Below are 26,540 nucleotides of genomic sequence, written 5' to 3' on the forward strand. Positions count from 1 at the left end.
GGAGAAGGTGCCAGATGCAGTTCCCGTACGCGGAGGTGGAGATCCGCTCCACCGGCGAGATCCATGACGACGCACAGCGCCGGGCGGCGGTGGAGTTGGTCGCCTCCTCGGGCGCCACCGACGTACTCGTGCTCTGCCACGGCTGGAACAACGACATCCCGCAGGCCCGCCGCCTCTACCAGCGACTCACCGACAACATGGCGGCGGTCCGCCCGGCGGTGCCCGGGGCGGCGTCCCGGACGCTGGCCGTGGTCGGCCTGCTCTGGCCGTCGATCCGCTGGTCGGACGAGGACGAGGTGGCCGGCGGCGGGGTCACGGTCGCCGACGAGGCCACGGCACTGATCGGGGCGATCGCGGCCCAGGTCGAGGAGCCGGGCCGGGCCGCGCTGCTCAGCGCGCTGGTGCCGGAGCTGACCGGCTCGGCCGAGGCGAGGCAGCGCTTCCTCGATCTCCTGCGCCAGCAGCTCCCCGGCGCCCCGGCGAGCGCCGGCACGCCAGCCGGTGCCGGCGAGCCAGCCGATGCCGGCATCCCGGCCGGCGAGGCTGGGGAGGTGGACGAGGACGCGCCGCCGTCGGCGCTGCTGCACGGCGACGCGGAGACGGTGTTCCAGGCCGTCGGTGGCCCCGAGGTCGACTTCGGGCTGCCGGAGCGGGCCGGCGGCGCGGCCGACGGCGTGCTCGGGCCACCGGACGTGGCGACCGGCGGGGCGGCCGGCTTCGGCTTCGACCTGGACAGCGTGCTGGCCAAGGCGCGCGGGGTGTTGAACATCACCACCTACTACACGATGAAGAACCGGGCCGGGACGGTCGGCTCCGGCGGCGTCGCCACGCTGCTGCCGCAACTGGCCGGGGCAGCACCGTCGGGCGTACGACTGCACCTGGCCGGACACTCGTTCGGCGCCCGGGTCCTGGCCGCGGCGGCGGTACGGCACCCCCGGCTGCACTCGTACACGCTGCTACAGGGTGCGTTCAGCCACCACGCGTTCGCCGAGAACTTCAACGGCCGGGGCGAGAACGGGCACTTCCGCTCGCTGCTGACCGGTCGGCAACTGGCCGGGCCGATGCTGGTGACGCACACCGTCAACGACCGGGCGGTCGGCCTGGCGTACGCTGCGGCGTCCCGGCTGGCCCGGCAGGCCGGCGCCGGCCTCGGCGACGCGAACGACCCGTACGGCGGGATCGGCCGCAACGGGGCGCTGAAGACTCCCGAGGTCGTCCAGCCCGGCGCCGAGCTGCTGGAGGTGGGCGGCGGCTACCAGCTCCAGCCGGGGCGGGTTCACAACCTGCGGGCGGACCGGTTCGTCAGCTCGCACGGGGACGTCAGCGGCCGACAGGTCGCCTACGCTCTGTACTCTGCGATATGCGTTCAGTGACCATCGGGGAACTGGACCGGCCCCGGGCGACGGCCGAACGCCGTTGACGAGTCCTGACGCCCCCGACTTTGATTGACCTGGCCACCGGTGGGTACGGTCCGCGCTGTAACCTGACGGGTCCGGTGACCTTGGAGGCGCCATGACTGACGGTCCGTTGCACGATCAACGGACGGAGACACAGCATGGTCCTCTGCTGCTCCAGGCCGATTTCGACGCGGAGCAGGTCGCCGAGGTACGCCGGGCGTTGGCCGGGTGCCTCCTGTCGGCCGGGCTGGTCGGGGAACGGCTGGACGACTTCGTGACCGCGGTCAACGAGGCGATGACCAACGCCGTCCGGCACGGCGGCGGAAGGGGCGAGCTGCGGTTCTGGCGGCGGCAGCACCTGGTCTGTGAGATCCGGGATCACGGGAACGGCTTCGCCGACCCGCTGCCCGACATTCCGCGCAGCCGCCCCCGCCCGTCCGCGAGCGGTGGGATGGGACTGTGGCTGGCCCAGGAACTCGCCGACGCGATCGAGGTGCGCAGCGGCGCCGACGGAGTCCTGGTACGGCTGACCATGGCCGTCACCGACCAGACCGCCGTACCGCCGGCAGTGTCCCTTGCCGCCGTACCGCCGACCGCCGGGCTCGACCGCCAGTCGCCGCTCTCCGGCCCGACCGACGTACCGCCGGCCGCCGGACTCGACCGCCAGTCGCCGCTCTCCGGCCCGACCGACGTACCACTGGCCGCCGGACTGGCCAACGTGCCATCCCTCACCGGCCCGACCGAAATGCCACTGGCCGTCGGACTCGACCAGGTCCCACCACTGGCCGGCCCGACCGAAATGCCACTGGCCGTCGGACTCGACCAGGTCCCACCACTGGCCGGCCCGACCGAAATGCCACTGGCCGCCGGAGTCGACCAGGTGCCACCCCTCACCGGCCCGACCGAGGTACCACCGGCAGCCGGGCTGGCCGACGTGCCCCCGCTCGGCGGCCCGCCCGAGCTGCCGCCGGCGACGGGCGGCTGACCGCGCCCGGGAATCCGGACCGGCCGGCGACGGGTGGGGAGCTGCCGCCCGGCTCTCCCCACCCGCCCCGCTCGGCCGACAACCGGTTCGGTCAGCGTCGCGGCACCGCTTCGGCGACCGTCGCCGGCACCGGCTGGTAGCCGGTGGCCCGGGTGCTGAACGTCCCCCGGCCCTGGCTCCGGCTGCGCAGCCGGGTCGCGTAGCCGAAGAGTTCGGCCAGCGGCACGGTCGCGGTGACCACCACGGTGCCGGCCCGGGTGGTCGAGCCGACGACCCGGCCACGCCGGGCCGCCAGGTCGCCGAGCACCGCCCCGACGGTGTCGTCCGGCACGGTGACCGTCACCTCGACCACGGGTTCCAGCAGGACCAGCTCGCTGGCGGCCAGCGCGGCCCGCAGCGCGAGCCGACCCGCCGTCCGGAAGGCCAGCTCGGACGAGTCCTTCACGTGCGTGGCACCGTCGGTCAGGGTGACCCGCAGCCCGATCACCGGATGGCCGCCGAGCGGGCCGTCGGCGAGCGCGTCCCGGCAGCCGGCCTCGACCGCCCGGACGTACTCCTTCGGCACCCGGCCGCCGACGACCGTGGAGGCGAACTCGAAATCGGGTACGCCACCGGCCGGCACCTGGACGTCGGCGGTCGAAGGAACCTCCAGCGGCGCCACGTCCAGGACGACGTGTGCCCACTGACCCGCGCCGCCGTCCTGCTTGACGTGCCGGTACACCAGGCCGGAGACGCCACGCAGCAAGGTTTCCCGGTACGCCACCCGGGGCCGGCCCACGGTCACCTCCAGCCCGCCGTCCTGGCGGATCTTCTCCACCGCCACCTCCAGATGCAGCTCCCCCAGGCCGGAGAGCACGGTCTGCCCGGTCTCCGGATCGGTCCGCAGCGCCAGCGAGGGGTCCTCCTCGAGCAGCCGGGCGAGGGCCGAGGCCAGTCGCCCGGTGTCGGTGCTCCGGCGTGCCTCGACTGCGACCGAGACCACCGGGTCGGCGGCGCTCGGCGGTTCGAGCAGCAGCGGTGCCTCCGGGGCGCAGAGGGTGGCACCCACCCGCGCCGACTTAAGCCCGACCACCGCGACGATGTCGCCGGCGGCCGCCCGGTCCACCTCGGTGTGCCGGTCGGCCTGCACCCGGAGGATCCGGCTGATCCGTTCGGTACGTCCCGCTCCGGCGTCCAGCACCACGCCTCCCTTCCCGATGGTCCCCGCGTAGACCCGCAGGTAGCTCAGCCGACCGGTGCCGGTCGAGTTGACCTTGAAAACCAGGCCGGTGAACGGCGCCGCCGGGTCGGCGGGCCGCTCCCGCCGCTCGCCGCCGGGAGTGTCGCCGCACACCGCCGGCACGTCCAGCGGCGACGGCAGGTAGTCGACGACCGCGTCGAGGAGCGGCTCGATCCCCCGGTTCCGGTAGGCCGAGCCGCAGAGCACCACCACACCGTCCCCGGTACGGGTCAGCTCCCGCAGCGCGTCCCGGAGCGTCCCGGCGGCCAGCGTCGACCGCTCGCAGTACTCCTCCAGGGCGGCCGGATGCCGTTCGGCGACCGCCTCGACCAGTATCCGGCGGCGCCGCTCGGCCTCCGGCCGCAACTCCTCCGGCACCGGGCCGAGGGTCGGAGCCTGCGCACCGTCGGGCCAGGTCAGCGAGCGCATCTCGACCAGGTCGACCACTCCGGTGAAGCCCTCCTCGCGGCCGATCGGCAACTGCACCACCAGCGGGGTGACCCGGAGCCTGTCCCGGATCGACCGGACCGCCGTGTCCAGGTCGGCGCCGGACCGGTCGAGTTTGTTGACGAAGGCGATCCGGGGTACGCCGTGCCGGTCGGCCTGTCGCCACACCGACTCGCTCTGCGGCTCGACCCCGGCGACGCCGTCGAAGACCGCGACCGCCCCGTCGAGTACCCGCAGCGACCGCTCGACCTCGTCGGCGAAGTCGACGTGGCCGGGTGTGTCGATCAGGTTGATCCGGTGACCGGCCCACTCGCAGCTCACCGCGGCGGCGAAGATGGTGATGCCGCGGCGGCGCTCCTGGGCGTCGAAGTCGGTGACGGTGGTCCCGTCGTGCACCTCGCCGCGCTTGTAGGTGGCGCCGGTGGCGTAGAGGATCCGTTCGGTGGTGGTGGTCTTGCCGGCGTCGACGTGGGCGAGGATGCCCAGGTTGCGCAGCCGGGTCAGGGGGTTGGAAACAGCACGCACGGCCCATGGCCTCTCTGTGGTGACCTGTCGGTAAAGGACGGGCGCGATTTCCGGACGAGCCCACGCGGGAAGCGCGGGCGAGCACTCCCGCAGCCCGACGCCCCGGACCGACCGACGTGGCCGACAGGACCGACGCGGCCAGCACGACCGACGCGGCCGACAGGACCGACGCGGCCGGCACGGCAACAGGATCGGTGTGGCAACAACATCGGTGTGGCCGACGGAATCGGTGCGGCCGGACGCAGGACTGGCAGCGTCGGCCGGGGTCGGGAGAGGTGGCTCAGGGATTCGTCACGGATCTCCGGTGCTGCCGCGCGAGCCGGCACCGGAGATCAGGAAGACGTCAGGATCACCCGGTGCAGCGACTGGGGAATGACCACAGCGGTGCGGTAGCGCACGGCCGTCTCCCCTCACTCGTTCCGGTCACGCGCCGGCCCACGAAAGGGCCAAGATCGCGCTGGGCTGGTCCCGAGTGTACCGGCCGGACACCCGTCGCACAGTCCGATTTTCCGGGCACCCGGGGTGGCGCTGCCGGCCTGCCCCGCTCGCCCGGCTGCGTTCGGCCGCCGGCCCTCGGTCGGCGGCCGGTGCGCCTGAGGTACGGGAAAGGTACGGGAATCGACGGCGCAATGTGGATCTCTAGTCTCCCTGACGTCCGAAATAAGTACGGACGAACCAAGGGAGAGAGTCGAATGCTCACGAAGAAGACCGCGCGGCAACACCGGACACTCTCAGCGATCCTGATTGCGGTGCCGGTGTTCCTCGCCACCAGCTTCGCCATGGCTTCGCCGGCCGTGGCCGCGCCGATCGACAACCCGAGCACCGAAATCCCGGTCGGCTGCCCGGGGGCTCGCGCGGTCATCCAGGTCGAGTGGGAGGGCACCCGCTCCGCCAAGGTGCACTGGGAGTTGACCGACACCAGCTCGGACGGCAAGTCGCCGCTGATCAAGATCGTCGCCAACGACGGGTCCGGCTCCGGCAAGAGCTGGGTCTTCCGGAACGACGAGGTGGTGTTCGCGGTCGACGGCGGCTACGGCGCATCCGCCAGCGGCGGCGGCCACTCCTGGGATCCGGGCGGGATCGCCCAGTTCAACAACCTCGAGGTGAAGGTCAGCAACGGCTCGAGTGGCCAGGGAACCATCTGCTCGGTGACGAAGACGACCTACAACTACACCCGGCTCGCCTACCAGTACGCGCTCAACCAGAGCGACAAGCGCTACGTCCTGGGCGCCGAGGGCCCGGACGCGTACGACTGCTCGGGTCTCGTCAAGTTCGGCTACGAACGCGTGACCAACTTCCCCGGATGGGGCAGCGTCAGGTCGTCGGCGCAGCAGTACGAGTGGGCACGCTCGGAGGCCAACAACAACAACGCCGACCTCAGCAACCTCAAGAGTCGCGATGCCATCCAGGTCAGCCGCAGCAAGCTCAAGATCGGTGACCTGGTCTTCTACAGCGGTCACGTCGGCTTCTACGCGGGCGGCGGGCAGTTGTACTCGGCCATGAGCCCGAGTGCGGGAATCGGCTACACCAGCGTCGACTACACGACCCCGCTTGGCTACTACCGGGTGGTCGGTGTCACCGGCTAGGCGTGCTACAGCGGGTCCGTCCTGGCTCCATGGGTACGGACCCGCTGGCCCTCCGGTCGTGGGCGAGAGCGTCGAGGATCGTCGCCACGACCGGAGTCCCCACCGACATTCCGGAACGGCCGGCCGCTACGGCTTGCTGATCGCCACGGCGGTGTACGGGGTCTCCGGCGTCGGCGGGGTGGTGAACCGCGCGTTCGGCAGGTAGAGCCGGTTACCGTACGAGGCGACCGCGGTCGGGACGTCGAACCGGGGATCGGTCAGCCGTTCGACGATCCGGCCCGAGCGGCCGTCCGGGGAGAGTCGCAGTACGGCCACCGTGTTGAGCCGGTTGAGCACCGCGTAGAGCGTCCGGCCATCCAGCAGCAGCCCGTCGCCGTTGGTGAGCAGTTCCCCGCCGAGGTCCACCTGCCGGGTCACGCCGGAGCGGGGGTCCACCCGGAACAGCAGGCCGGTGTTGGACTGCACCACCAGCAGGGCCCGACCGTCCGGGGTCCGGCAGATGCCGTTGGCGTTGATGCCGGCGGCGTAGACGATGTCCCCGGTCAGCGGCAGCCCGCGTACGTCGTCGGCGCCGGCACCGCGCCCGGTCGGCACCACGTACAGCACCGGGTTCGACGAGTCGGTGAAGTACGCCGCGTGCCGGGTCAGCACCACGTCGTTGACGAAGGTCGAGTCGACGGTGAAATACAGGTTCGCGAGCACCTGGCCGCTCCGGGCGTCCACGATCCGGCCGAGGCCGGACCCGCCGCCGGCCACGAAGAGCCGGCCCCGGCCGTCCAGCTTCAGCCCGATCGACGGGAGGTCCGGACCCGGTCCCTCGCCGAGCACCCGGCCCTCGCCGGTGGCCAGGTCGACCCGGTAGATCGCCCCGTCGTAGCGGGAACCGAAGTACGCGAACGGCAGCGCACCGATCGCGATCCCCTCCGGCATCCAGCCGTCGGGCAGGTCGAAGGTGTCGGGGAACCGCTTCCGGGGACGTACGCCGGGGGCGTGCGCGCTCGCCCTCTCCGCGGTGCCGACCGCGGCGGCGACCCCCAGCGCGGCGACGCCGGTCAGGACACTACGTCGTCGGATCATGAGGTGATCTCCATCCGTACTCCTGTGCGCAGGACAGTGCCAGTGCCGGGCGGCACTGCTCCGCTGGAAGACACGCACGGGCGGATCGACAGGTTCAACTGTCACCGGGATCGACCGCCTGCCGGGACGACGCGGGGCCGGGGTTATTCGTCGCGTGCGTCGTGGGCGAGCAGCGCGAGCTGGATCCGGTTGTCCAGGTCGAGCTTTGCCAGCGCGCTGGAGACGTACGCCTTGACGGTGCCGACCGAGAGGAACAGCCGGTCGGCGATCTCGCCGTTCGACAGCCCCTCCGCCACCGCGACGGCGACGGCACGTTCCCGCTCGGAGAGCAGCCCGAACCGCTCCCGGGCCCGATGCCGGCGCTGGTCCGGGTGACGCTGGTCGGGGCGGCGGTGCGGTGCGACGCCAGCGACGTGGTCGATCAGGGTACGGGCGACCGTCGGGGAGAGCACCGGCTCACCTGCGGCGGCCCGGCGGACGGCGTCGACGATCTGCTCCGGCGGGGTGTGCTTGACCAGGAACCCGGCCGCGCCGTTGCGGAGCGCGTCGAGGATCGTCGCGTCGGCGTCGAAGGTGGTCAGCACGATCACCTCCGGACGCTGCCCGGAGCGGGCGGTGATCGCCCGGGTCGCGGCGATCCCGTCCAGCAGCGGCATCCGGACGTCCATCAGCACCACGTCCGGGCGCAGCCGGGTCACCGCGTCGGCGACGTCGGCACCGTCCGCCGTCTCACCGACGACCTCGATGTCGGGCGCCCCGCCGAGCATCAGCCGCAGGCCGGTCCGGACCAGCGCGTCGTCGTCGACCAGGAGTACCCGGATGGCCGGCCCGGCACCCGTGGCGGCCGGCTGCGGACCGGGCGTGGCTCCCGAAGTCATGCGTCGCCCGAAGTCATGCGTCACCCGAAGTCATGCGTCACCCGGAGTCATGCCGGCCAGGGTAGCCGGGTGCGGAGCCGGAAGGTCCCGCCGACCACGCCGTGCTCGATGGTGCCGCCGTCCAGGGCCAGCCGCTCTGCGAGCCCGGTCAGCCCTGCACCGGCCCCGGGCAGGTCGACGGCCGCCTGCGCGGCGTACTCCGCCGGCCGTCCGCGAGCATCCGGCGACGACAGCGGCGACGGTGCCGACAGCGGGGACGACGGCAGCGGAGATGACGGCAGCGGCAGCGGTGACGGCAGCGGGTTGGTGATCGTCGCGACGATGCCGGTGCCGGGCTCGATTTCCACCCGTACCGTAACCTCGGTCTGGCCGGCGTGCTTCCGGGCGTTTGTCAGCCCCTCCTGGACGGTGCGGTAGACCGTGCGCTGCATCGCCGGCCGCAGCGACTCGGCCGCACCGGGTGCGCAGACCATCTCGAACGACACCCGCTGACCGGACACCTGCGCCTCCTGCACCAGCCGGAAGATGTCGGCCAGCCTCGGCTGCGGCGCCGACCGGTGCGACACCCACTCGTCGGCCGTACCGGTTTCCTGACCGGCCGTACCAACTTCCGGGTCCGCCTGCTCGACGCCGTCCCGATCCCCCTGCTCCGACTGCTCGACGCCGTCCCGGTCCCCCTGCTCCGGCCGGAGTACGGCGAGCACGTCGCCCAGCTCGACCAGGGCCTGCCGGGCGTTGTCCCGGATCACCTCGATCGCCCCGCCGACCTCCGCCGCACCCAACGGCGCCCCGGCACCGGCGTCGGCCTGCGCCGTCCGGTACGCCAACGCGCCCGCGTGCACCGAGATCAGCGAGATCCGGTGCGCCAGTACGTCGTGCATCTCCCGGGCGATCCGCTCCCGTTCCGCCCGCCGCGCTCCGGCCAGCCGTTGCCGGTGCTCGTTCCGTGCCCGGTCGACCTCGCGACGCAGGTTGGCGATGAGCTGCCGCCGGGCCCGGACCGCGATCCCCCAGCCGAGCGGCACCAGGTACATCAGCAGGATCAGCGTGAGATACGCCCACCGGGTCACGCCGGGCGGCGGATTCTCGTAGCCGAACGACAGCGAGGGCCCCACGTGCAGCACGGTGACCAGGGTCGCCGGCAGCCAGTTGCGGTGCACCGCGACGCTGAGCACCGCGACCAGGGCCGCGCCGAGCCCGGTCGCCGCCAGCATCAGCACCAGCACCATCGCGACGCCGAGGAGGATCGGAAAGCGCCGCCGCCACCACAGGGCCAGGCAGCCGACGGCACCGACCCAGGGGTCGATCGTGACCATCCAGCCGGGGATCGAGTCGAAGTAGTACATCGGCGCGCTGCGCCAGGTCCACGCCCAGAAGAACAGCGCCAGGCCGAAGAGCAGGGAGTCCACGACCCAGTCCCGCACGGTGCGTCGGGCCGTCGCCCTGCCGCCGTCGACGTCGGCGGTCCCCGCTGACGCGGCGGCACGACCTCGGCCGGGCCACCGAAGGCGTCTGGCCAGTTCCATGCGCCGAGAGTACAAACGGCCGGCCCGCCACCGGTCTGGTCGACCGGCCAACAGCGCTGGCCAGCCGACCAGAACCGATGGCCGATCGGCAGCGGCGCCCGGCCGGGCCCGTGCCGCAACGTCCAGGGATGGGACAGCAGCAGCCGCACACCGCCCCACCGCCGACCGCCCCGGATCCGGACACGGCCTCCGACAGCCCGACGACCCCGACCGGCCCGGCCGGCGGTCGGGCCGTCGCGGCGTCGCGGCCGGTGGAGGCCGCCGGGCCGGGGCCCGCGGTGCTGGCCGGGTCGCTGGGCTTGCGCCCGCTCCGGCACCGGGTCGACCGCCGGGCGGTCGGCTGGTGGAGCACCCGGGTGATCATCGGCGTCGCGCCGCTGGTCGCGGCCCTGTGCGTCGGGTACGCCGTGCTGCCCGCCGCCCGGAGCTGGCTCGGCCCGATCCTGCTGGTGGCGGTACCGGCCTGGCTGGCGTACCTGGTCGTGGTGCCGTCCTGGCGGTACGCCGTACACGGTTGGGAGGTCACCCCGGAGGCCGTGTACGCGGTGTCGGGGTGGTTCGTCCGGGAGTGGCGGGCCGCCCCGATCTCCCGGATCCAGACCGTCGACACGGTCCGGGGGCCACTGGAACAACTCTTCGGACTGGCCACGGTGACCGTGACGACGGCCTCGGCGAGCGGCCCGGTCGTACTCGTGGGACTCGACGCGGACCTCGCCGCCCGGACCGCCGGCCGGCTGACCGAGATCGTCCGACAGGCCTCAGGGGACGCGACGTGACCCCGGCACCCGAGATTCCATGGCGGCGGCTGGACGCCCGGATCATCTGGGTCGACGTGCTCTACGCGCTGCTGTCGCTCATACCCGCCGGTCTGGCCCTGCTCGTCGCCGACGAGCCGCGGGCCGGCACCCTGCTCCCGGTGCTCGCGGTGGCCGTGGGTGGGGTTCTCGGCGCGGCCCGGGACGCGCTGCGCTGGGTCAAGACCCGCTACCGGCTCAGCGGGGAGCTGGTGGAGCTTCGGACCGGCCTGCTGGTCCGGCAGTACCGGACGCTGCGGCGGGAGCGCATCCGCACCGTCAGTACGACCGCGCGGCTGCGGCACCGACTCGCCGGGTTGCGGGTGCTCACCGTCGGGGTCGGCCAACCGGGTGCGGCCGGCTACGAGGCGTTGCAGCTCGACGCGGTCACCCGAACAGTGGCCGAGGAGCTTCGCCGGGAGCTGCTGGCCGGCTCGCCGCAGGCGGCGCCCGTCGGTGCTGAGGTCGGTGTCGGCGACGAGTCGCCCGGAGCGCAGGTCTTCGCCCGGATCCGCTGGTCGTGGCTCTGCTACAACGTCTTCAGCGTCTGGGCACTGGTCACGGCGGCCGGTCTGCTCTGGGGCGGCTACTGGCTGGCGCGGTCGTTCGGCTTCGACGCGGCCGGGTTCGTCGCCGGACTGCTCGACTGGCGGGCCCTCGGTCCGTGGCGTACCGGCGTGATCGCGTTCGTCGGCGTCGGCACGCTCGGGGTGCTGGGCATGGCGGTCGCGTTCGTCGCCGAGAACTGGGCCTTCCGGCTGGTTCGCGTCGACACCCCGACCGGCGCCGTGCTGCGTACGTCGCAGGGCCTGTTCCGGACCCGGGAGGTGAACCGGGACGTCGGTCGGCTGCGCGGGGTGGAGATCTCCGAGCCGCTGCTCTGGCGCTGGATGGGGATGGCGGACACCAACGTCATCTCCACCGGGCTGACGATCTGGAGCATGACGCCGGCCACCACGATCCTGCCGCGCGGCCCGGTAGGCGTGGCTCGGAGGGTGGCCGCCCGGGTGCTGGACCTCGACGCCGGGGCGAGCCCGTTCGCCGTACCGTTGCGTCGGCATCCGCCGGCCGCGCTGCGCCGCCGGCTCGGCTGGGCGGTGCTGTTCACGCTCGCCGTCACCGGCCTACTGGCCTGGCTGGGCGGGGACGTGCGGGCGGTGCCGGCCTGGCTGGGCGGGGATGTGCTAAGGGTGCCCGGCTGGCTGTGGCTGGTCGGCGTGGGGCTGCTGCCGGTGGCGCTGGGTGCGGCGGTGGTGGCGTGGCGGGCGCTCGGGCACGGGATCGTCGGCGACCACCTGGTGGTCCGGTCCGGGTTGGTCAGCCGGAGCACGGTGGCGCTGTCCCGGCCGGCGGTGATCGGCTGGCGACTGCGTCAGTCGCTGCCGCAACGGCGCCTCGGCCTGGCCACCCTGGTCGCGACGACCGCGGCCGGGCACGGCCGGTACGCGGCGGTGGACGTGCCCGCCCGGAGCGTGGTCGGCTTCGCCGAGCAGGTGGTACCCGGCCTGCTCGCCCCGCTGGTCGGCAACGCACCCGTCGACCAGCTGCCCGGCCCGGACGCGTCAACTCTGGAGGAGACATGTCACCGCGTCGGCTGACCCGACTACTGCTCTGGTGTGGAGTCGTCGGACCGCCGCTGTTCGTCCTGGTGTTCCTGGTCGACGGCGCCACCCGGACCGGCTACGACCCGACGTACCACCCGGTGAGTGCCCTGAGCCTCGGCCCGCGCGGCTGGATCCAGATCACCAATTTCGTACTGGCCGGCCTGCTGGTGCTCGGCTTCGCCGTCGGGCTGCGCCGCGCCCTGCGTCCGGGCCGGGCCGACGTCTGGGCGCCGCTGGCGGTTGGCGTGTTCGGGCTCGGGCTGCTGCTCTCCGGCGTCTTCGTGATGGACCCGGCCCACGGCTATCCGCCCGGTGCCCCGCTGGACGGCAGCGCCACCGGTCTGCCGGGCGTACTGCACGACAATCTCGGCATCGTGGTGTTCGGGTCGCTGCCGGTCGCCTGCTTCGTGCTGGCCCGCCGCTCCGCCGGCCGTCCGACCGGTCGCGCCTGGCTCGGGTACGACCTGCTGACCGGGCTCGCCGGCCTGGCCCTGTTCGTCGTCTTCGGTACGGCGTGGGAGACCGACAACCCGTCGGCCGGCCTGATCCAACGAGCGTTGATCGCCGTCGACTGGACCTGGACCACCGTCCTCGCCCTCAGGCTGCTCGCCGAGACCGGTCGTCGCACCGGCGCGCTGCGGTAACCCGCGAGCTGTTACGCCTGTTCGTGCTGGTGGCCGCAGAGCGACTGCGGCACAGCAGTGTCCTCGTCCTCGTCCTCGTCCTCGTCCGTTGCCCCGGCCACGAATCCGTCCAGGGACATGGTGAAGTGCCACAGGACCTTGCCGTCGGCGGTCTGTGGTGTGAAGTCGTTCATGCCGTTCTCCTCGCGGTGGTCGCCTCTCGTACTCGTGTAGACGGCGGCCACCGCGAAACCTCATCGGTCGCCGCCGAACAGCTGGAGAACCCCGGTCGGACCGGACCGACTCGGAAACCAATCATTTACATTCGTAAAACTCCTACCCGAGCTGTCGGGCGTTACGTTCCACCTGCTCCGCAGGGGTCAGTGCCGTCCGACAGGCCGTCGCGTCAGGAGGAGCCGTGTCCACCGAAGCCCGCGCCACCGCACCGCACGATCCGTTGGCCGTCGGCCCGGACCCGCATCCGGACCTGCACAACGACGACCTGGCTCCGCTGCCGCAGTCCCGGCGCCGCTGGGGCTGGTTCGAGATCTTCAACGTCTGGACCAACGACGTGCAGAGCCTCGCCGGCTACACCCTGGCGGCCAGCCTGTTCATCACCGCCGGGATCAACGGCTGGTGGGTCTTCGCGGCGATCGTCCTTGCCGGCCTCTTCGTGAATTACCTGGTCAACCTGACCGGAGAACCGAGCGTCAGGTACGGCATCCCGTACGCGGTGATGGCCCGCAGCGGCATGGGCGTACGGGGCGCCATGTTCCCCGCGCTGGTCCGGGGCATCGTCGCGATCTTCTGGTACGGCGCGCAGACCTACTTCGCCTCCACGGCGGTGGCCCTGGCGTTGAACGCGGTCCTCGGCACCTCGGGCGGCCCGGAGGTGCTCGGCATGACCGGCATCGACTGGATCTCGTACCTGATCGTGGCGGCGATCCAGATCGTGCTCTTCGTCCGGGGTATCTCGTGGATCGAGAAGTTCCTCAACATCGCCGGACCCGCCGTCTACGTCGTCATGGTGCTGCTGCTGGTGGCGATCTGGGTGCAGGCCGGTGACGACCTGCTGCCCGCCGTCGGCAACATCTTCAGCAACGACGAGGTGCAGGGTTGGCGTGCCGTCACGGCGTTCCTCGGCGTCGTCGGCACGACGGTGGCGTACTTCTCCGCCGTCGTCATCAACTTCGGCGACTTCTCCCGGTTCTCCCGTACCCAGGGCGGCATGAAGATCGGCAACTTCACCGGCCTTCCGGTCAGCCTCGCCTTCTTCACCTTCCTGTCGCTGTTCATCACGGCCGGCGCGTACGTCGTCTACCAGGGTGGGGAGGGCGAGCCGCAGACCAATCCGGCCGCCATCGTCGGCCAGGTCGACAACACGGTACTCACCGTGGTCGCCGCCCTGACATTCCTGGTCGCGACGATCGGCATCAACCTGGTGGCAAACTTCATCCCGCCCGCGTACGACCTGTCGAACCTGTCGCCGCAGCGGATCAGCTTCCGGCGCGGAGGATATCTGACGGCGGCGTTCGGGTTCGTGATCGGCGCTCTCTGGGTCGCGGTGATCGACCAGATCGGCCTGCCGAAGTTCGTCGACACGCTCGGTGCCGTACTCGCACCGCTCTACGGCATCCTGGTCGCCGACTACTACCTGGTGCAGCGCCGGAACCTGCACGTCCGGGACCTCTACAGCATGGAGCCCGCCGGCCGTTACCACTACGTACGGGGCTGGAACCTGCGGGCGATCTGGGCGTTCCTGGTCGCCGCCGTCTTCTCGGTGGCCGCGGTCTGGGTGCCCTGGCTGGTCGAACTCAGCGGCTTCGCCTGGGCGATCGGCGCGATCATCGGCGCCGTGCTCTACGTCGCGCTGATGCGCTCGGCCCCGTCCAGCCCGCCCCGGACGCAGGTGCCGGCCGGTCAACCGTAGCGGCCCCGGGACCGATCACCGGCCTGCCGGGCGATGCCCGGTCGCCCCGTCCGCCGGGCCACGCTCGATCGCCCCGCCTGCCGGGCGACGCCCGATCGCCCGGTCGACTGCCTGGCTGGGGCGGGAGGGCTACCTGTCGAGCCGGAGGATCGTCTCCGCCACCTCGGCCCGTCGCCCCGGCGCGTACGAGGTCTCGAACCCGACGACCTCGAACCCGGCCTTGCGGAGCACCCGCAGCGAGCCGGCGTTGTCGCTGGCGGCCCGGGCGCGCAGTGGCCGGACGGTGACCAGACCGAGGAAGAGCGACAGCGCCGCGCTGGCGACACCGCGCCCCCACATCGCCCGGTCGACCCAGTAGGTGATCTCGGTGTGGCCGTCGACGACGAAGCTGCCGATGCTGCCGACCAGTGCACCGTTCCAGGTGACAGCCCGGATCATCACGTCCGTGGAGGTGCGCAGCCGGGCGAGCCGGGCGTCGAAGCCAGCCCGGTCGTCAGGGTCACTGACGGTGAAGGCCGCCATCCGGACCGCGTCCGGGTCGCGCGACTGCGCGAACAGCGCGTCGAGATCGGCGTCCCGCACCGGCCGCAGCGCCACTGTCCCCATGCCAGCCCCCTCCGGTCGTCTTCGGTGCGAAACCTAACAGCGACCACCGACACCGGCCCTTTCCAGCCGTCCTCGCCGGCCCGGAACGCCCGCCGAGGACGAGGTGAGGGGCCGGTACGACCGGCTGCTCCGCCGAGGTCGACGGCCGACCTCGACGACCGAGGTCCACTGCTCGCTGCGACGGGTTGCGGTGGCCAAGGACCACGACGGGTTGCGGTGGCCGAGGACCACGGCGGGTTGCGGCGGGCAGCCATGATCGCAGGGAGACGGTACCGGCGACGACGCCCACGGAGGCATGGATGGTGCTAACCGCCCAGCCACGGCTGCGTCCCCTGCCGCCCGCCGTGGCCACCCGGTTGGCCACGGTCCGGGCCGGCGTCCAGGAGGGACGGTTGCGCCGGCACGTGGAGCGGTTGGACGCGCCACGCGGTCGCCACCACGCGGCACCGGAAATGTGCCGGGCCGAGTCGTACGTGGCCGGTGAGCTGGAGCGGGCCGGCTGGCGGGTCCGTCGGCAGGAGTTCACCGGGCCGGGCGGTTCGGCCTCCGGGGTCAACCTGCTCGCCGACCCGCCGGCCGAGGACCCCGTCGACCCGCGCCGGCCGACGGTACTGGTCGGCGCGCACCTGGACACCGCGCCGGGCAGTCCGGGCGCCGACGACAACGCCTCCGGGGTGGCCTGCCTGCTGGAACTCGCCCGGATACTGCCGGAGTTCGGGCTGGCCCGACCCGTCCGGCTGGCCGTCTTCGACCAGGAGGAGACGGGACTGCACGGATCCCGGGCCCTCGCCGGCGAGTTGGGTACGCTCGGTCGCCCCGCCGCCGTGGTGGTCTTCGAGTGCATCGGGTTCTACTCGGCCCTGCCCGGCTCCCAGGTGCTGCCGTCCGGTGCCGGGCTGCTCTACCCCGGGCAGCGCCGCCGGATCCGGCAACGTGGCTGGCGTGGCGACTGGACGCTTGTGGCGTACCGGCAGTCGGCGGGTCGGCTGGCCCGGCTGTTCGGCGAGTGCCTGACCCACCTGGCCGGCCCCGGTGCGGCGCTGCTGGCCCGGGACGCGCTCGACCTCCGCCTCGCCGGCCCGCTGCTGCGCCGGTACGTGCCGGCGACCGAGCACTTCGCCCGCAGCGACCACCAGCCGTTCTGGGACGTCGGCGTGCCCGCGATCCAGGTCACCGACACCGCCGACTTCCGTAACCCGCATTACCACCAGCCGGGCGACACGCCGGAGACCCTGGACTACCACCGGATCGGCGACATCGCCGCCGCCACCGCCGTGAGCCTGGCCCACCTCGGGATCAGGTGAGCAGACCGGACCAGGCCGTCGGCCGGTGGCTCGGGCTGGCCGCCGGTCCCGACGGCACGGTCCCGATGGCACGACTCCGACGGCACGGTCCGGCCGGCGATCGGACCCACGGCTAGCGGAAGGAGAACTCCTCGAAGTGGATGCGGGCGGCCGGTACGCCGTGCTGCCGGAGTCCACGTTCGAAGGTCCTGATCATCGGCACCGGCCCGCACATGAAGACGTCGGCGACCGCGACGGCGGCGCCGTGCTCGGCGACGAGCCGGGCAACCGTGAGCGAACCCGCCTCGGCCGAGACGTTCAGGTGTATCCGCAGGCCCGGGTTGCGAGCCGCCACCTCCCGCACCTCGTCCCAGAACAGCACCTCTGCCGGCTGGCGGACCGTGTAGTAGAGGTCGATCCGCCGGTCGTCCAGCTGGTCCAGGTCACGCAGCCAGCTCAGGAACGGGGTGATGCCGATGCCCCCGGCGATCCAGATCTGCCGCGGACCGCCCCGACGGTAGTCGAGCATGCCGTAGCTGCCCTCGACCGTCGCCCGGTGGCCGGTCTCGACCCGCTCGTGCAGCCGGGCGGTGTAGTCGCCGACCGCCTTGACGGTCAGCCGGAGCCGTTCCTCGGCCGGCGCGCTGCTGACGGTGAACGGGTGCGGCTCCCGCAGGCCGGAGCGGCGGATCTGTAGGAAGACGAACTGCCCGGAGGTGAAGGCCAGCCGGCGGGCCCGGTGCGGGCGGAGCGAGATTTCCAGGGTACGGGGGTTGAGCCGGCGCACCTCGTCGACGACGTAGCGGTAGCGGGGTCGGACGAGTCGTGCCAGGAGCACCGTGTAGAGGTACGCGACGACCCCGACCACGTACGCCGCGAGGAGCAGGGTGAACGGCACGGGGCTGGTCACCACGACCTGGTCGACCAGGAGCGCGTGCGCGAGACTGATCGCGAAGAACAGCCCGACCAGCCAGTGGGAGTGTCGCCAACTCCGGTAATTCAACGTGACGATTCGACGGGCCAGCGGCAGGCGTGGGCCCACGCTCAGCAGCACCAGCACGGAGATCCCGGCGAAGGCGATCAGGCCGGACGGTGTGCCGCCCGGTGAGTCGAGCAGCCACGGTACGACCGTGACGTGCGCGACCAGCAGCACGAAGCCGGCAACCGCCGCCCGGCGGTGGGCCCGGTACATCCGGTCCAGGCCACCGAAGAAGGGTTCGATCCAGCTGGCCCGGGTGGCCAGCACCAGCGCGACGGCGAAGAGCAGGACGGCGGTGGACGCGGCGAACTCGGCGACCGCCTGCCGGAGGAAGTTGGGGCGGCCGTCGTCGGCGGGCCAGAACAGCGCCCAGGCGACCACGTTCACCACCACGATTCCGACCACGGCCACCGCACCGACGCGTGTTCGTCGCACACCGCCTCCGATCGGAGAACCGCATCCTATCGGCCGCCGTCACCCGTTCGGCCCCGGACGAGGCAACCGGACGACCCGCGCTACGACGGTTGTCCGTGCTCGGCGTGCGGTCCGTGGTCGGTGACCTGGGCGTCGAACCAGGCGTGCAGGGCGCGCAGCAGCGCCGGTTCGGCCGTCCGGTAGTCCAGCCGTGCCCCGGCGGGCAGTTCGGAATAGTCGATCAGGATCTGGCCGGCGCCGGCCCGCAGCTCCGCCAACCCGGGCATCTGCGCACCGTGGATCCGGGCCGGGTCGGTGAAGTCGCCACGGCGGAACCGCTCGGCTTCCGCCCGCAGGTGTTCGCGGACGAGATCCACCTGCCGCTGCCGCACCGGCTCGTCCGCCGTTACCGTCTGGTGGCCGCCGTCGGCGGTCGCTGTGAAGCGGTGGGTGGTGCGGTCCAGGTCGAACGGCATGACCTCGCGACCGCGTTCGGCGACCTCCGCCTGCCGTCGGGTGTCCGCGGTAACGGCCTCGTCTCGCCCCGCTTCGACGGTGATGAGCACGGCAGCGCTCACTAGGACGACGACGGCGGCGAGCCCGGCCGCGACCAGGAGACGGCGATGACCTGGCCGGTACGACGCCCAGAGCCGTTCCCCGGCCATCGACCTGGCACTGGTCGCCGACCTGGCACCGGTCGTCGAACCGCCTACGGTCGTCGAACCGCCTGCGGTTCTCGAACTGCCTGCGGTCGTCGAACTGCCTCCGGTCGCCGGGTTGTCGTCGGAGCACTCCGACGAGCAGGTCGCACCGGCCGCCGGCTCGTCATCGGTCATCGGCTTGTCACTGGTCATCGGCGGCCTCCGCCAGTCGTCGCACGGCGGCCAGGATCGCCGGCCGTTCGTCGGGTGGGATCCGGTCGAGCAACGCGGCGAACCGGGCCTCCCTGGCTGCGGCGAGCCGGTCGGCCGCGCGGCGGCCCTGCCCGGTGAGGGTGAGCCAGACGCCCCGGCCGTCGCCGGCCGCATCCGCCCGCTCCACCCAGCCGCGACCGGTGAGCTGGCCGACCAGCCGGCTCACCGTGCTCTTCTCCAGCCGCAGCCGGCGGGCCAGCTCGACCTGACGCAGTCCGCCCTCCCGGTCGATCTCGGCGAGGGCGTGCGCCTCGGAGACGGACATCGCCTGACCGCACGGGGTCTGCTCGGGCCGGTGCAGCCCGAAGGCCCGGACGAACTGGCTGACGGCGTCCCGCATGGCGCGCGCCTCGTCGGCACTCATAGTTGCACGCTACAACCAACTCGGTGCAAGATACAACCAGTTGACCGCCATCATCACATCGTCAGTGCTGACCCGTCACCCGGCCGAGGCAGATGGCCCGTCAGCGTGGTCGACAGCTGCCCGGAGCAGCGTGGCGGTCTCCTCGTCGAAGGCGACCAGGCGGATCGACTCGACCGCCGACGGTGTGCGGCGCAGCGTCCGCACCGCTGTCTCGGCCGCCCGGTCGGCAGGAAAACCGTAGACCCCGGTGGCGATGGCCGGAAAGGCCACGCTGCGCGCGCCCACCTCGTCGGCGACCGCCAGGCAGCGGCGGTAACAGGAGGCCAGCACCTCGGCCTCGTCGTACCCGCCGCCTTCCCAGACCGGGCCGACGGTGTGGATGACGTACCGGACGGGCGGGTCGAGGTCGAACGCGGGCGTCGCCACCGCCTCCCCGGGCGGGCAGGGGGCGATCGCCGCACCCGCCTCGGCCAGCCGGGGCCCGGCCGCCCGGTGGATGGCACCGTCCACACCGCCGCCACCCAGCAGCGACTCGTTGGCGGCGGTGACGATCGCGTCCACGTGCTGCCGGGTGATGTCGCCCCGGACGACCTCGATGACTGCCATCGGCCGATGATGCCAGCCCGCCGGCCGGCCCGCCGCGCGACGCGACGGGCACGCCGCCGACTGAACGCGGCCGCCCCGCCACCTGCACGGGCAGGTGGCGGGGCGGCCGGGTGTCGGGCCGAGGCTAGAGCATCGAGACGTGTACGTGGTCGGTGTGGTCGCTGGGACCGCTGTAGGAACTCCAGCCCTCGTCCGGGAACCAGATCTCCTTGTACCAGATCACGTAGAGGATGCCGAGCCGGTCGGCGTTGCGGATCAGGAACGCGGCCAGGTCGTTGCCGTACTTCATCTGGTCGTCGTTGGCGGCCCGGCTGAACCCGGAGCTGCGCAGCGACCAGTCGCAGGCCCGGCCCTTCGGGTGCTCGAACGGCCCGCCGGGCCGGAAGCAGCCGACGAACCGCTTGAAGCCCGCCCGGCGCACCTCGTTGTACATGTGCAGCGTCCGGGCCGTGATGCAGCCGCTGGTGGTCGGGTCCTTCTTGTTGCAGGGCAGCCCCGGGAAGCCGTCCGCCATCCCCGGCCCCGGCCGGGCGACCGGCGATGTGGCCGACACCAGACCCTTGTCGGGCCGCGAGTTGCCACCCACCAGGGAGAGCGCCTTCTTCGCGTCCGACTGCTGCTTCTTGATGATCTTCTCTTGGGCGGCCTGCTTGGCGACCTCCTCGTCGATCGCCTTCTTGGCCGCGCCGACCTCGTCCCGCGCCTGGTTGAGCGCCCGGAGCTTGCCGTTGTTGAACAGGTTCAGCTCGTTGAGCGCCGACATCCGCTGCATGAAGCCGCCATTGGAGGGGTCGGTCGAGTTGTTGGACAGCAGCATCGAGATGGCACTGAGCTTGCCGCTGCGGTAGGACTCGGCCGCGATCTCGCTTGCCTCCGGGGCGAGCGCCGCCAGCTTGGCCTCGGCGTCCTTCAGCTGCTTGCCGAGCGCCTGCTGCCGCCGCTGCGACTTGGTGCGCTCGGCCTTCGCCTCGGCGAGCCGCTTGCCGGCGCTGGCGAGGACGTCCCCGAGCAGCGGCGAGTCGGCTTCCTCCTGTGGGGCCGGCTTCGGCGCGGCCGACGCCTCGGACGGAACCGCGACCAGAGCTGCGGCGGTGAGCAGTGCCAGGGCAGTCGCCAGCCTTCGGCGTAGGGGTGCCCTCACATGTATCCCTTCCGTCGGCCGCCGACCGGGTTAGCTGACGGGTTCGGGATGGAAGTGGTCCCTACCGCTTTCGCGGATTCACCCCAGGGGAACGTGGGGCCCCGGCTCGCCGTGTGGCGATTAGGCGGCGATCAGCGCCGGCACCACACGGTATCCGGCTATGAACGGCAGACAGCATACCCGGTTTCACTTCCGGAATGGCAAGACCTGTTCCCGGCTAAAAGCGTTGCCAGGCAACGACTATCAGTAATCACGGCGCGTCGTACGCATCGAAGGGCATGCTTTGCCCGCCATTATCCACCAGCTGCTGTCGGCTATTCACCATCCGCATTGCCAACGGCCTGACGTGCGGAAACATGTCCAGGTTGGTCGGTGGGTGATTCTTCGACTACCGGCGGCGCCACGGCGTTGTGCCGAAGAGCACACCGGCGACCGCACCGGCGGAGAGCACACCGGCCGTCACCACGCCCCGGTGCTGGGACAGCCAGAGTTGCGGACTCCGGGTCCGGTACGGCGTGTCGAACTCCCCGTGCGCGCCCCGGTCCACCCCGTCACCGTCGTCCACCGGATGCCAGAGGTTCGCCCGGCGGTCCGGCGGGGCCGGCCGCGCCGTCTGCTGTCCGGAGTACCCGGTCCGGGCCAGATAGCGGTCGAGCAGGCCGGGCAGGCAGCGGTTGCCGATGATGGTGCCGACCGTCGACGCGCCCACCCAGTACTCCCGGCGGTCCGGCCGGTCGGCCGCGTGCACGATCGCCCGGGCCGCCAGTTCGGGCTGGTAGATCGGCGGTACGGGTCGGGCACGGTTGCGCAGCCGGGACAGCACCCAGTCGAACTGCGGGGTGTTCAGCGCCGGCAGGTGCACCATGGTGACCCGGACCGGGCTGCGGTCGTGCAGCAGTTCACAGCGGAGCGACTCGGTGAAGCCGACGATGGCGTGCTTCGCACCGCAGTACGCGGACTGTAGCGGGATCGACCGGTACGCCAGCGCCGATCCGACCTGCACGATCGTGCCGGCGCCCCGGGGCAGCATCCGGTCCAGCGCGGCCAGGGTGCCGTGGACGTACCCGAGATAGCAGACCTCGGTCACCCGCCGGAACTCCTCGGGTGCGATCTGGTGCAGCGGCGCGAAGACCGAGACGATGGCGTTGTTGACCCAGAGGTCGATCGGGCCGAGTTCGCCGGTCGCCCGATCCGCCGCCGCCGCCACCTGCCGGTGGTCCGCAACGTCCGTCTCGATCGGCAGCGGTACGCCGCCGGCCGCCCGGACGTCCTCGGCCGCCCCCCGCAGGCCGGCACCGCCCCTGGCCAGCAGGGCGATCCGCATCCCCCGCCGGGCCAGCAGCCGGGCCGTCGCCCGGCCCACCCCGGCACTCGCCCCGGTGATCACCGCCACCCGGGCCGCGGGTCGGCCGCGCACCCCTCGACCGCGCATCCCGCCCCCGTCCAGACCCGGTCCTGCCTGCCGCGCGGCGGCTACCCGAGGGGCGGCCCGGCAAACGGTCCGACACGGGCCAGGGCGATCCGGCGCGGTTCGGCACGGTCCGACACGGGCCGGCACGGGCCGGCACGGGCCAGCGCGGTTCGGCACGGGCCAGCGCGGTTCGGCACGGGCCAGCGCGGTTCGGCACGGGCCAGCGCGATCCGGCGCGGCCGGCACGGAGCGCGGGAGACCGGAGCAACCAGGCCGGACCACCCGTCCGGGTGAGGATGAAGCCGGGGCGCGCGGGTAACCGCGTCCGCGAAGGTGCGGCGGATTCCGCGAAGGTGCGGCGGGTGGAGGAACGAGTGCGCGGACGCGCGGTACCGGCGACGACGACCGTCGGTGCCGCGCTGGCCGCCCAGGTGGTGCCGGCCCTGACGGTACTGCCGGGGATACGGCTGCGGTTCTTTCCCCGGCTGAGCGGGCGCGGCTCTCCGGGGCACGTCGCGCTGACCTTCGACGACGGCCCCGACCCGGCTTCCACCCCGCTCTTCGTCGAGGCGCTGGCCGCGCACCGGACCCGCGCCACGTTCTTCCTGCTCGGATCGATGCTGGCCCGCGCGCCCGCGCTCGGCCTGGACCTCGCCGCCGCCGGGCACGAGGTGGCGGTGCACGGCTGGGCGCACCAGAACCTGCTGCTGCGCGGCCCGCACGCCACCTACCGCGACCTGGCCCGGACCCGGGAGCTGATCGGCGCGGTGACCGGTCGGGTGCCCCGGTTCTTCCGACCGCCCTACGGGGTACTCAGCGCCGCCGCCCTGGTGGCCGCGCGCCGGCTGGACCTGACGCCGGTGCTCTGGACCTGCTGGGGGCGGGACTGGACCCGGACGGCCACCCGCGCCTCGGTACTCGACACGCTGCGCGACGGGCTGGCCGGCGGCGGCACGGTGCTACTGCACGACTCGGACTGCACCTCCGCACCGGGCGCCTGGCGGGCAAGTCTGGCCGCCCTGCCGTACCTGTTGGAGGAGTGCCTGCGTCGAGGCTGGCAGGTCGGTCCGCTCGGCGAGCACGGCTGACGACACCGGCAGGCCCCCGACCGACTGCGACCCGTACCCGGCAAACCGACCCGGTCAAGCCCACCCCCCGCTCAGCCCACCCCGGCTCAGCCCACCCGGTCGGTCAACTCGCCCGGCACCGGCTCCGCACGGTCGCCCGGCACCACCCCGGTACGGCTGCCGGGTACCGCCTCGGCACGGCCACCGGGCACGACCGGCGCTGCCGGGGTGGGGGTGCCGGCCACCGGCTGGGTCGCGGACCGCGGATGCCGGACCCGGGTCACCACGCCGAGGTGTGCCCGCCGGGCGGCCTGGAGCGCGCTGAACAGCCCGTACGCCCCGCGCCCCACCAGCCGGTGTTTCAGCCCGGCCGCCCCGCCGGGCGGTTGGTAGCCGGCCGGCGGCAGGTGTGCCCGGTACCGGGTGACGATCTCGGCGAAGAACTCGCGGCGGCGCTCCGGCGGCACCCGCCGGGGGTGACCGAGCACCTGCAACAGGTGCCAGATCATCCGCTGGAAGACCAGGTGGCGCAGGTCGGCCGACATCGCCGGCTCGGCGTCGAGTCGGGCCAGCACCCGGTCCCAGTGTGCGAAGACCTCGAAGTGCCGCTCGCTGGGCGTCGCGGTGATCGCCCCTTCGGGGCGCTGCCGGTAGGCGTAACAGCACCGGTCGAGCAGGGTGATCCGCTCGGCGGCGAACATCAGCGGGAAACTGAACGAGACGTCCTCGTACCAGCCGGGTTCGAAGGTCAGGCCCAGGTCCAGCAGGAACCGGCGGCGGATCACCTTGTTGCAGGTGATGTGCAGCACCGACAGCAGGGCCGGCCGCTCGCGCAGGGTGAACGTCTCCGGCGCCGGCCTGCCGGCACCGACCTGGGAGAGTCCCAGGTGCCGCGTCCCGCCGTTCGGGTAATGCCTGGTGTACGCGGTGACCAGCAGGTCCGGCCGGGTTCGGGCCAACCGCTCGGCGACGGCGCCGAGACTTCCCCCGGGCAGCCAGTCGTCGCCGTCGACGAACCAGACGTACTCGCCGGTGGCCCGGGACAGGCCGGTGTTGCGGGCCGGCCCGAGTCCCTGGTTGTGGTCGAGGGTGACCACCACCAGCCGGGGGTCGCGGGCGGCGTACCGGGCCAGGATCGCGGCGGAGCCGTCGGTGGATCCGTCGTCCACCGCCACCACTTCGAGATCACGGAAGGACGGGTCGAGAATGGAGTCCAGGCATTCGGCCAGGTACGCCCGCACCTGGTAGACCGGGACGATCACGCTGAGCAGGGTCACCGCGGGCAACCTCCAGTGGAGGACGGAGACCAAATCGTAGCGTGGGGTAATCGTCTGGCGAGCGTTCAGTAACTACCGAGTGACCAAATTGTGATTTGTCGCTTTCGCTGGGTCGACCGACTCAGAGCCCCGCCACCCAGTTCCACAGGTCGACCACCCACTCGGTCTGGCGCAGGTACGCCACCCCGACCCCGGCCAGGAAGATCCCGGTGACCAGGTGTGCGCCCTGGGCGCTGCGGCGGATCCGGCCGAGCTGGCGCTCCCAGATCACCCGGCCGACCAGCCGGGCCAGTGCGAAGAGGCCGACCGCGACGAAGAGGGTCAGCACGAAGGTGACCACCGGACTGGTCAGGTCACCCCGGGCCGAGATCGCCCAGATCCCCCAGCAGACGAAGGCGAAGAGGCCGCCCAGCATGCTCCAGTGCCGCCCGATGCGCAGCTGCCGCCAGTGGTAACCCGGGGGAAGCTGCTCCCGCTCCCGCTCCTGCTCCGCCATCGGCCACCCGGTTCCGGTCGGCTCGTGCGGCGCCGTCCCCGGCTCGCCGTGCGTTCGCGGCACCCCGACCTGCGCCACACCCCGCCGGAAGCCCTCGGGCCCCGGCGGCATCCCCGGCCCGTACCCGTCCGGCGGCATCCCCGGCCCGTGCCCCTCCGGCGGCATCTCGACGGTCCGCTCGGCCCACGGCTGCGTGTGGTCTGCCATCAGTGCTGTCCTCCCCAACGGTCCGGGCCCGGAACCCGTTCCAGTTCCGAGGGTAGCCAGCCGGGCAAAAACCCGCCGAACCACCACCGACCGCACCCCGCGACGTGCCACCGACCACCACCGGCCGCACCCCGGAACCATCCCCGGAACCACCGTCGACCGCTGCCCGGATCATCCGCCGGCCCCGGCGGGCGCGCGAGCCCACGACCAGGCCGCCGCCGCCCCGGTATGGTCGGCAGATGACCGATCCGGAGCGGCGACGGCGGCGACTGCGACACGAGTCGTCGAGTGGCAGTGGCGGCGGCCAGCCCGCGGAGGGGCGGCGCGGCGGCGAGTCGGGCACCGGGCCGGGGGCCGGGGACGACCGGGACGCCGAACGCGGCCTGCGCGGGCTGATCGGCTCGGGCGCCTCCCAGGTGAGCGTCGGGGCGGCGATGCGCGCCCGGGACGCGGCCCGACCGACCGAGGCCGACCTCGCCGAGGCGGCCGAACGGCTGGTACTGGTCCGGCGTAACTGGGTACCCCGGGAGGACCTGCCACGCGGCGGCCGCTGACCCGTCACGCACCCGCCGACCCGCACCCGCCGGTCCCTACCCGTATCCGCCGACCCGTCCGTCCGGCGGGGCGGGCGGTCCGGCCGGCCGGCTGCTGGCCGGCGCGCCGGCTACGACGTCGGCAGCGGCGGCAGCGAGCGGGTGCGCTCGTACTCGGCGACCTGCCCGATCCGGCGTGCGTGCCGCTCGTTGCCCGAGAAGGCCGTACTGAGGAACGCCTCCACGATCGCGGTCGCCTCGTCCAGGGTGTGCTGGCGGGCACCGATCGCGACCACGTTCGCGTCGTTGTGCTCCCGGGCGAGCTGGGCGGTCTCCACGTTCCAGGCGAGTGCCGCGCGCACCCCGGCCACCTTGTTGGCGGCGATTTGCTCACCGTTGCCCGAGCCGCCGATCACCACGCCGAGGCTGCCCGGATCGGCCACCACCCGGGCGCCGCTGTGCAGGCAGAACACCGGATAGTCGTCGTCCGGGTCGAAGAGGAGCGGCCCGACGTCCACCAGTTCGTAGCCCTGCTTGGCCAGGTGGTTGGCCAGGTGCACCTTCAGTTCGTAGCCGGCGTGGTCGGATCCCAGATAGACGCGCATACCGCGCAGTCTGTCAGCCCGCCTCGCCCGCCCGCTCGCAGGCGCG

General features: G+C 72.6%; 24 protein-coding genes, 1 pseudogene and 1 riboswitch. Of the genes and pseudogenes, 10 read left to right on the top strand and 15 right to left on the bottom strand.

What is annotated here, in order from left to right; genetic code table 11:
* Positions 1-14: 14 nt before the first annotated feature.
* Complete coding sequence (locus tag O7626_RS26085) at positions 15-1,373, top strand: hypothetical protein (RefSeq protein ID WP_278063723.1); 1,359 nt, start codon at positions 15-17, stop codon at positions 1,371-1,373.
* A gap of 139 nt (positions 1,374-1,512) precedes the next feature.
* A pseudogene (locus tag O7626_RS26090) lies at positions 1,513-1,929 on the top strand (ATP-binding protein); the annotation flags it as partial.
* Between the two features lie 544 nt (positions 1,930-2,473).
* Here O7626_RS26090 and fusA read toward each other — a convergent pair.
* Positions 2,474-4,573 (bottom strand): elongation factor G, encoded by a 2,100-nt coding sequence (gene fusA, locus O7626_RS26095; RefSeq protein ID WP_278063724.1) that lies wholly within the window; start codon positions 4,571-4,573, stop codon positions 2,474-2,476.
* A gap of 692 nt (positions 4,574-5,265) precedes the next feature.
* Here fusA and O7626_RS26100 point away from each other — a divergent pair.
* On the top strand, positions 5,266-6,159 hold the full coding sequence (locus O7626_RS26100) for an NlpC/P60 family protein (RefSeq protein ID WP_278063725.1): 894 nt from the start codon (positions 5,266-5,268) through the stop codon (positions 6,157-6,159).
* 126 nt (positions 6,160-6,285) lie between these two features.
* Here O7626_RS26100 and O7626_RS26105 read toward each other — a convergent pair whose 3' ends face one another.
* The 3 genes from O7626_RS26105 to O7626_RS26115 all read right to left on the bottom strand — a co-directional run bounded on the left by O7626_RS26105 (position 6,286) and on the right by O7626_RS26115 (position 9,640).
* Positions 6,286-7,236, bottom strand: a complete 951-nt coding sequence (locus O7626_RS26105) for a superoxide dismutase (RefSeq protein ID WP_278063726.1) — start codon at positions 7,234-7,236, stop codon at positions 6,286-6,288.
* A gap of 143 nt (positions 7,237-7,379) precedes the next feature.
* Positions 7,380-8,114 (bottom strand): response regulator transcription factor, encoded by a 735-nt coding sequence (locus O7626_RS26110; RefSeq protein WP_278063727.1) that lies wholly within the window; start codon positions 8,112-8,114, stop codon positions 7,380-7,382.
* A 47-nt stretch (positions 8,115-8,161) separates the two neighbouring features.
* Positions 8,162-9,640 (bottom strand): histidine kinase, encoded by a 1,479-nt coding sequence (locus tag O7626_RS26115; RefSeq protein ID WP_278063728.1) that lies wholly within the window; start codon positions 9,638-9,640, stop codon positions 8,162-8,164.
* Positions 9,641-9,768: 128 nt separating this feature from the next.
* Here O7626_RS26115 and O7626_RS26120 point away from each other — a divergent pair, with 128 nt between their 5' ends.
* From O7626_RS26120 to O7626_RS26130, 3 genes are read left to right on the top strand one after another with little or no spacing between them, the layout of a single operon-like run.
* Entirely contained in the window at positions 9,769-10,416 is a 648-nt protein-coding gene (locus tag O7626_RS26120; protein ID WP_278063729.1) for a PH domain-containing protein, read from the top strand.
* Positions 10,413-12,032 (top strand): PH domain-containing protein, encoded by a 1,620-nt coding sequence (locus O7626_RS26125; protein ID WP_278063730.1) that lies wholly within the window; start codon positions 10,413-10,415, stop codon positions 12,030-12,032. Before O7626_RS26120 ends, O7626_RS26125 begins: the two co-directional genes overlap by 4 nt.
* Positions 12,014-12,682, top strand: a complete 669-nt coding sequence (locus tag O7626_RS26130; RefSeq protein ID WP_278063731.1) for a DUF998 domain-containing protein — start codon at positions 12,014-12,016, stop codon at positions 12,680-12,682. The genes O7626_RS26125 and O7626_RS26130 overlap by 19 nt, the downstream gene beginning before the upstream one ends.
* A gap of 11 nt (positions 12,683-12,693) precedes the next feature.
* Here O7626_RS26130 and O7626_RS26135 read toward each other — a convergent pair whose 3' ends face one another.
* Positions 12,694-12,906 (bottom strand): hypothetical protein, encoded by a 213-nt coding sequence (locus O7626_RS26135; RefSeq protein WP_278063732.1) that lies wholly within the window; start codon positions 12,904-12,906, stop codon positions 12,694-12,696.
* Between the two features lie 173 nt (positions 12,907-13,079).
* On the opposite strand from O7626_RS26135, the gene O7626_RS26140 reads away from it, so the two are divergent.
* Positions 13,080-14,591 carry an NCS1 family nucleobase:cation symporter-1 gene (locus O7626_RS26140; RefSeq protein WP_278063733.1) on the top strand — a complete coding sequence of 504 codons (1,512 nt, stop codon included), beginning with the start codon at positions 13,080-13,082 and terminating at the stop codon, positions 14,589-14,591.
* A 129-nt stretch (positions 14,592-14,720) separates the two neighbouring features.
* On the opposite strand, the gene O7626_RS26145 is transcribed toward O7626_RS26140, so the two are convergent.
* Positions 14,721-15,197, bottom strand: coding sequence for a GNAT family N-acetyltransferase (locus tag O7626_RS26145; protein WP_278063734.1), 477 nt, complete (start codon positions 15,195-15,197; stop codon positions 14,721-14,723).
* Positions 15,198-15,496: 299 nt separating this feature from the next.
* Between O7626_RS26145 and O7626_RS26150 the strand changes: the two genes are divergently transcribed.
* A complete protein-coding gene (locus O7626_RS26150; protein WP_278063735.1) occupies positions 15,497-16,501 on the top strand; it encodes a M20/M25/M40 family metallo-hydrolase in 1,005 nt (334 codons plus the stop codon).
* Between the two features lie 112 nt (positions 16,502-16,613).
* Here O7626_RS26150 and O7626_RS26155 read toward each other — a convergent pair whose 3' ends face one another.
* The 6 genes from O7626_RS26155 to O7626_RS26180 all read right to left on the bottom strand — a co-directional run bounded on the left by O7626_RS26155 (position 16,614) and on the right by O7626_RS26180 (position 22,330).
* Positions 16,614-17,894: an FAD-binding oxidoreductase gene (locus O7626_RS26155; RefSeq protein WP_278063736.1), complete on the bottom strand. Its 1,281-nt coding sequence runs from the start codon at positions 17,892-17,894 to the stop codon at positions 16,614-16,616.
* Positions 17,895-17,974: 80 nt separating this feature from the next.
* A complete protein-coding gene (locus tag O7626_RS26160) occupies positions 17,975-18,727 on the bottom strand; it encodes a hypothetical protein (RefSeq protein WP_278063737.1) in 753 nt (250 codons plus the stop codon).
* Positions 18,717-19,151, bottom strand: a complete 435-nt coding sequence (locus O7626_RS26165) for a MarR family transcriptional regulator (protein ID WP_278063738.1) — start codon at positions 19,149-19,151, stop codon at positions 18,717-18,719. The genes O7626_RS26160 and O7626_RS26165 overlap by 11 nt, the downstream gene beginning before the upstream one ends.
* Before the next feature lie 75 nt (positions 19,152-19,226).
* Entirely contained in the window at positions 19,227-19,757 is a 531-nt protein-coding gene (locus tag O7626_RS26170) for an O-acetyl-ADP-ribose deacetylase (protein ID WP_278063739.1), read from the bottom strand.
* Positions 19,758-19,881: 124 nt separating this feature from the next.
* Positions 19,882-20,898, bottom strand: a complete 1,017-nt coding sequence (locus O7626_RS26175) for a hypothetical protein (protein ID WP_278063740.1) — start codon at positions 20,896-20,898, stop codon at positions 19,882-19,884.
* A gap of 3 nt (positions 20,899-20,901) precedes the next feature.
* Positions 20,902-21,035: riboswitch (cyclic di-AMP (ydaO/yuaA leader) on the bottom strand.
* A 251-nt stretch (positions 21,036-21,286) separates the two neighbouring features.
* Positions 21,287-22,330: an SDR family oxidoreductase gene (locus O7626_RS26180; RefSeq protein WP_278063741.1), complete on the bottom strand. Its 1,044-nt coding sequence runs from the start codon at positions 22,328-22,330 to the stop codon at positions 21,287-21,289.
* Positions 22,331-22,671: 341 nt separating this feature from the next.
* Here O7626_RS26180 and O7626_RS26185 point away from each other — a divergent pair, with 341 nt between their 5' ends.
* A complete protein-coding gene (locus O7626_RS26185) occupies positions 22,672-23,397 on the top strand; it encodes a polysaccharide deacetylase family protein (protein WP_278063742.1) in 726 nt (241 codons plus the stop codon).
* A gap of 86 nt (positions 23,398-23,483) precedes the next feature.
* On the opposite strand, the gene O7626_RS26190 is transcribed toward O7626_RS26185, so the two are convergent.
* Positions 23,484-24,653: a glycosyltransferase family 2 protein gene (locus O7626_RS26190; RefSeq protein ID WP_278063743.1), complete on the bottom strand. Its 1,170-nt coding sequence runs from the start codon at positions 24,651-24,653 to the stop codon at positions 23,484-23,486.
* 121 nt (positions 24,654-24,774) lie between these two features.
* Entirely contained in the window at positions 24,775-25,356 is a 582-nt protein-coding gene (locus O7626_RS26195; RefSeq protein WP_278063744.1) for a hypothetical protein, read from the bottom strand.
* Positions 25,357-25,595: 239 nt separating this feature from the next.
* Between O7626_RS26195 and O7626_RS26200 the strand changes: the two genes are divergently transcribed.
* Positions 25,596-25,910, top strand: coding sequence for a hypothetical protein (locus O7626_RS26200; RefSeq protein WP_278063745.1), 315 nt, complete (start codon positions 25,596-25,598; stop codon positions 25,908-25,910).
* 110 nt (positions 25,911-26,020) lie between these two features.
* Here O7626_RS26200 and O7626_RS26205 read toward each other — a convergent pair whose 3' ends face one another.
* Positions 26,021-26,494 carry a ribose-5-phosphate isomerase gene (locus O7626_RS26205; protein ID WP_278063746.1) on the bottom strand — a complete coding sequence of 158 codons (474 nt, stop codon included), beginning with the start codon at positions 26,492-26,494 and terminating at the stop codon, positions 26,021-26,023.
* Positions 26,495-26,540: the final 46 nt, after the last annotated feature.

This window comes from Micromonospora sp. WMMD1102, assembly GCF_029626265.1.
Classification (GTDB): domain Bacteria; phylum Actinomycetota; class Actinomycetes; order Mycobacteriales; family Micromonosporaceae; genus Plantactinospora.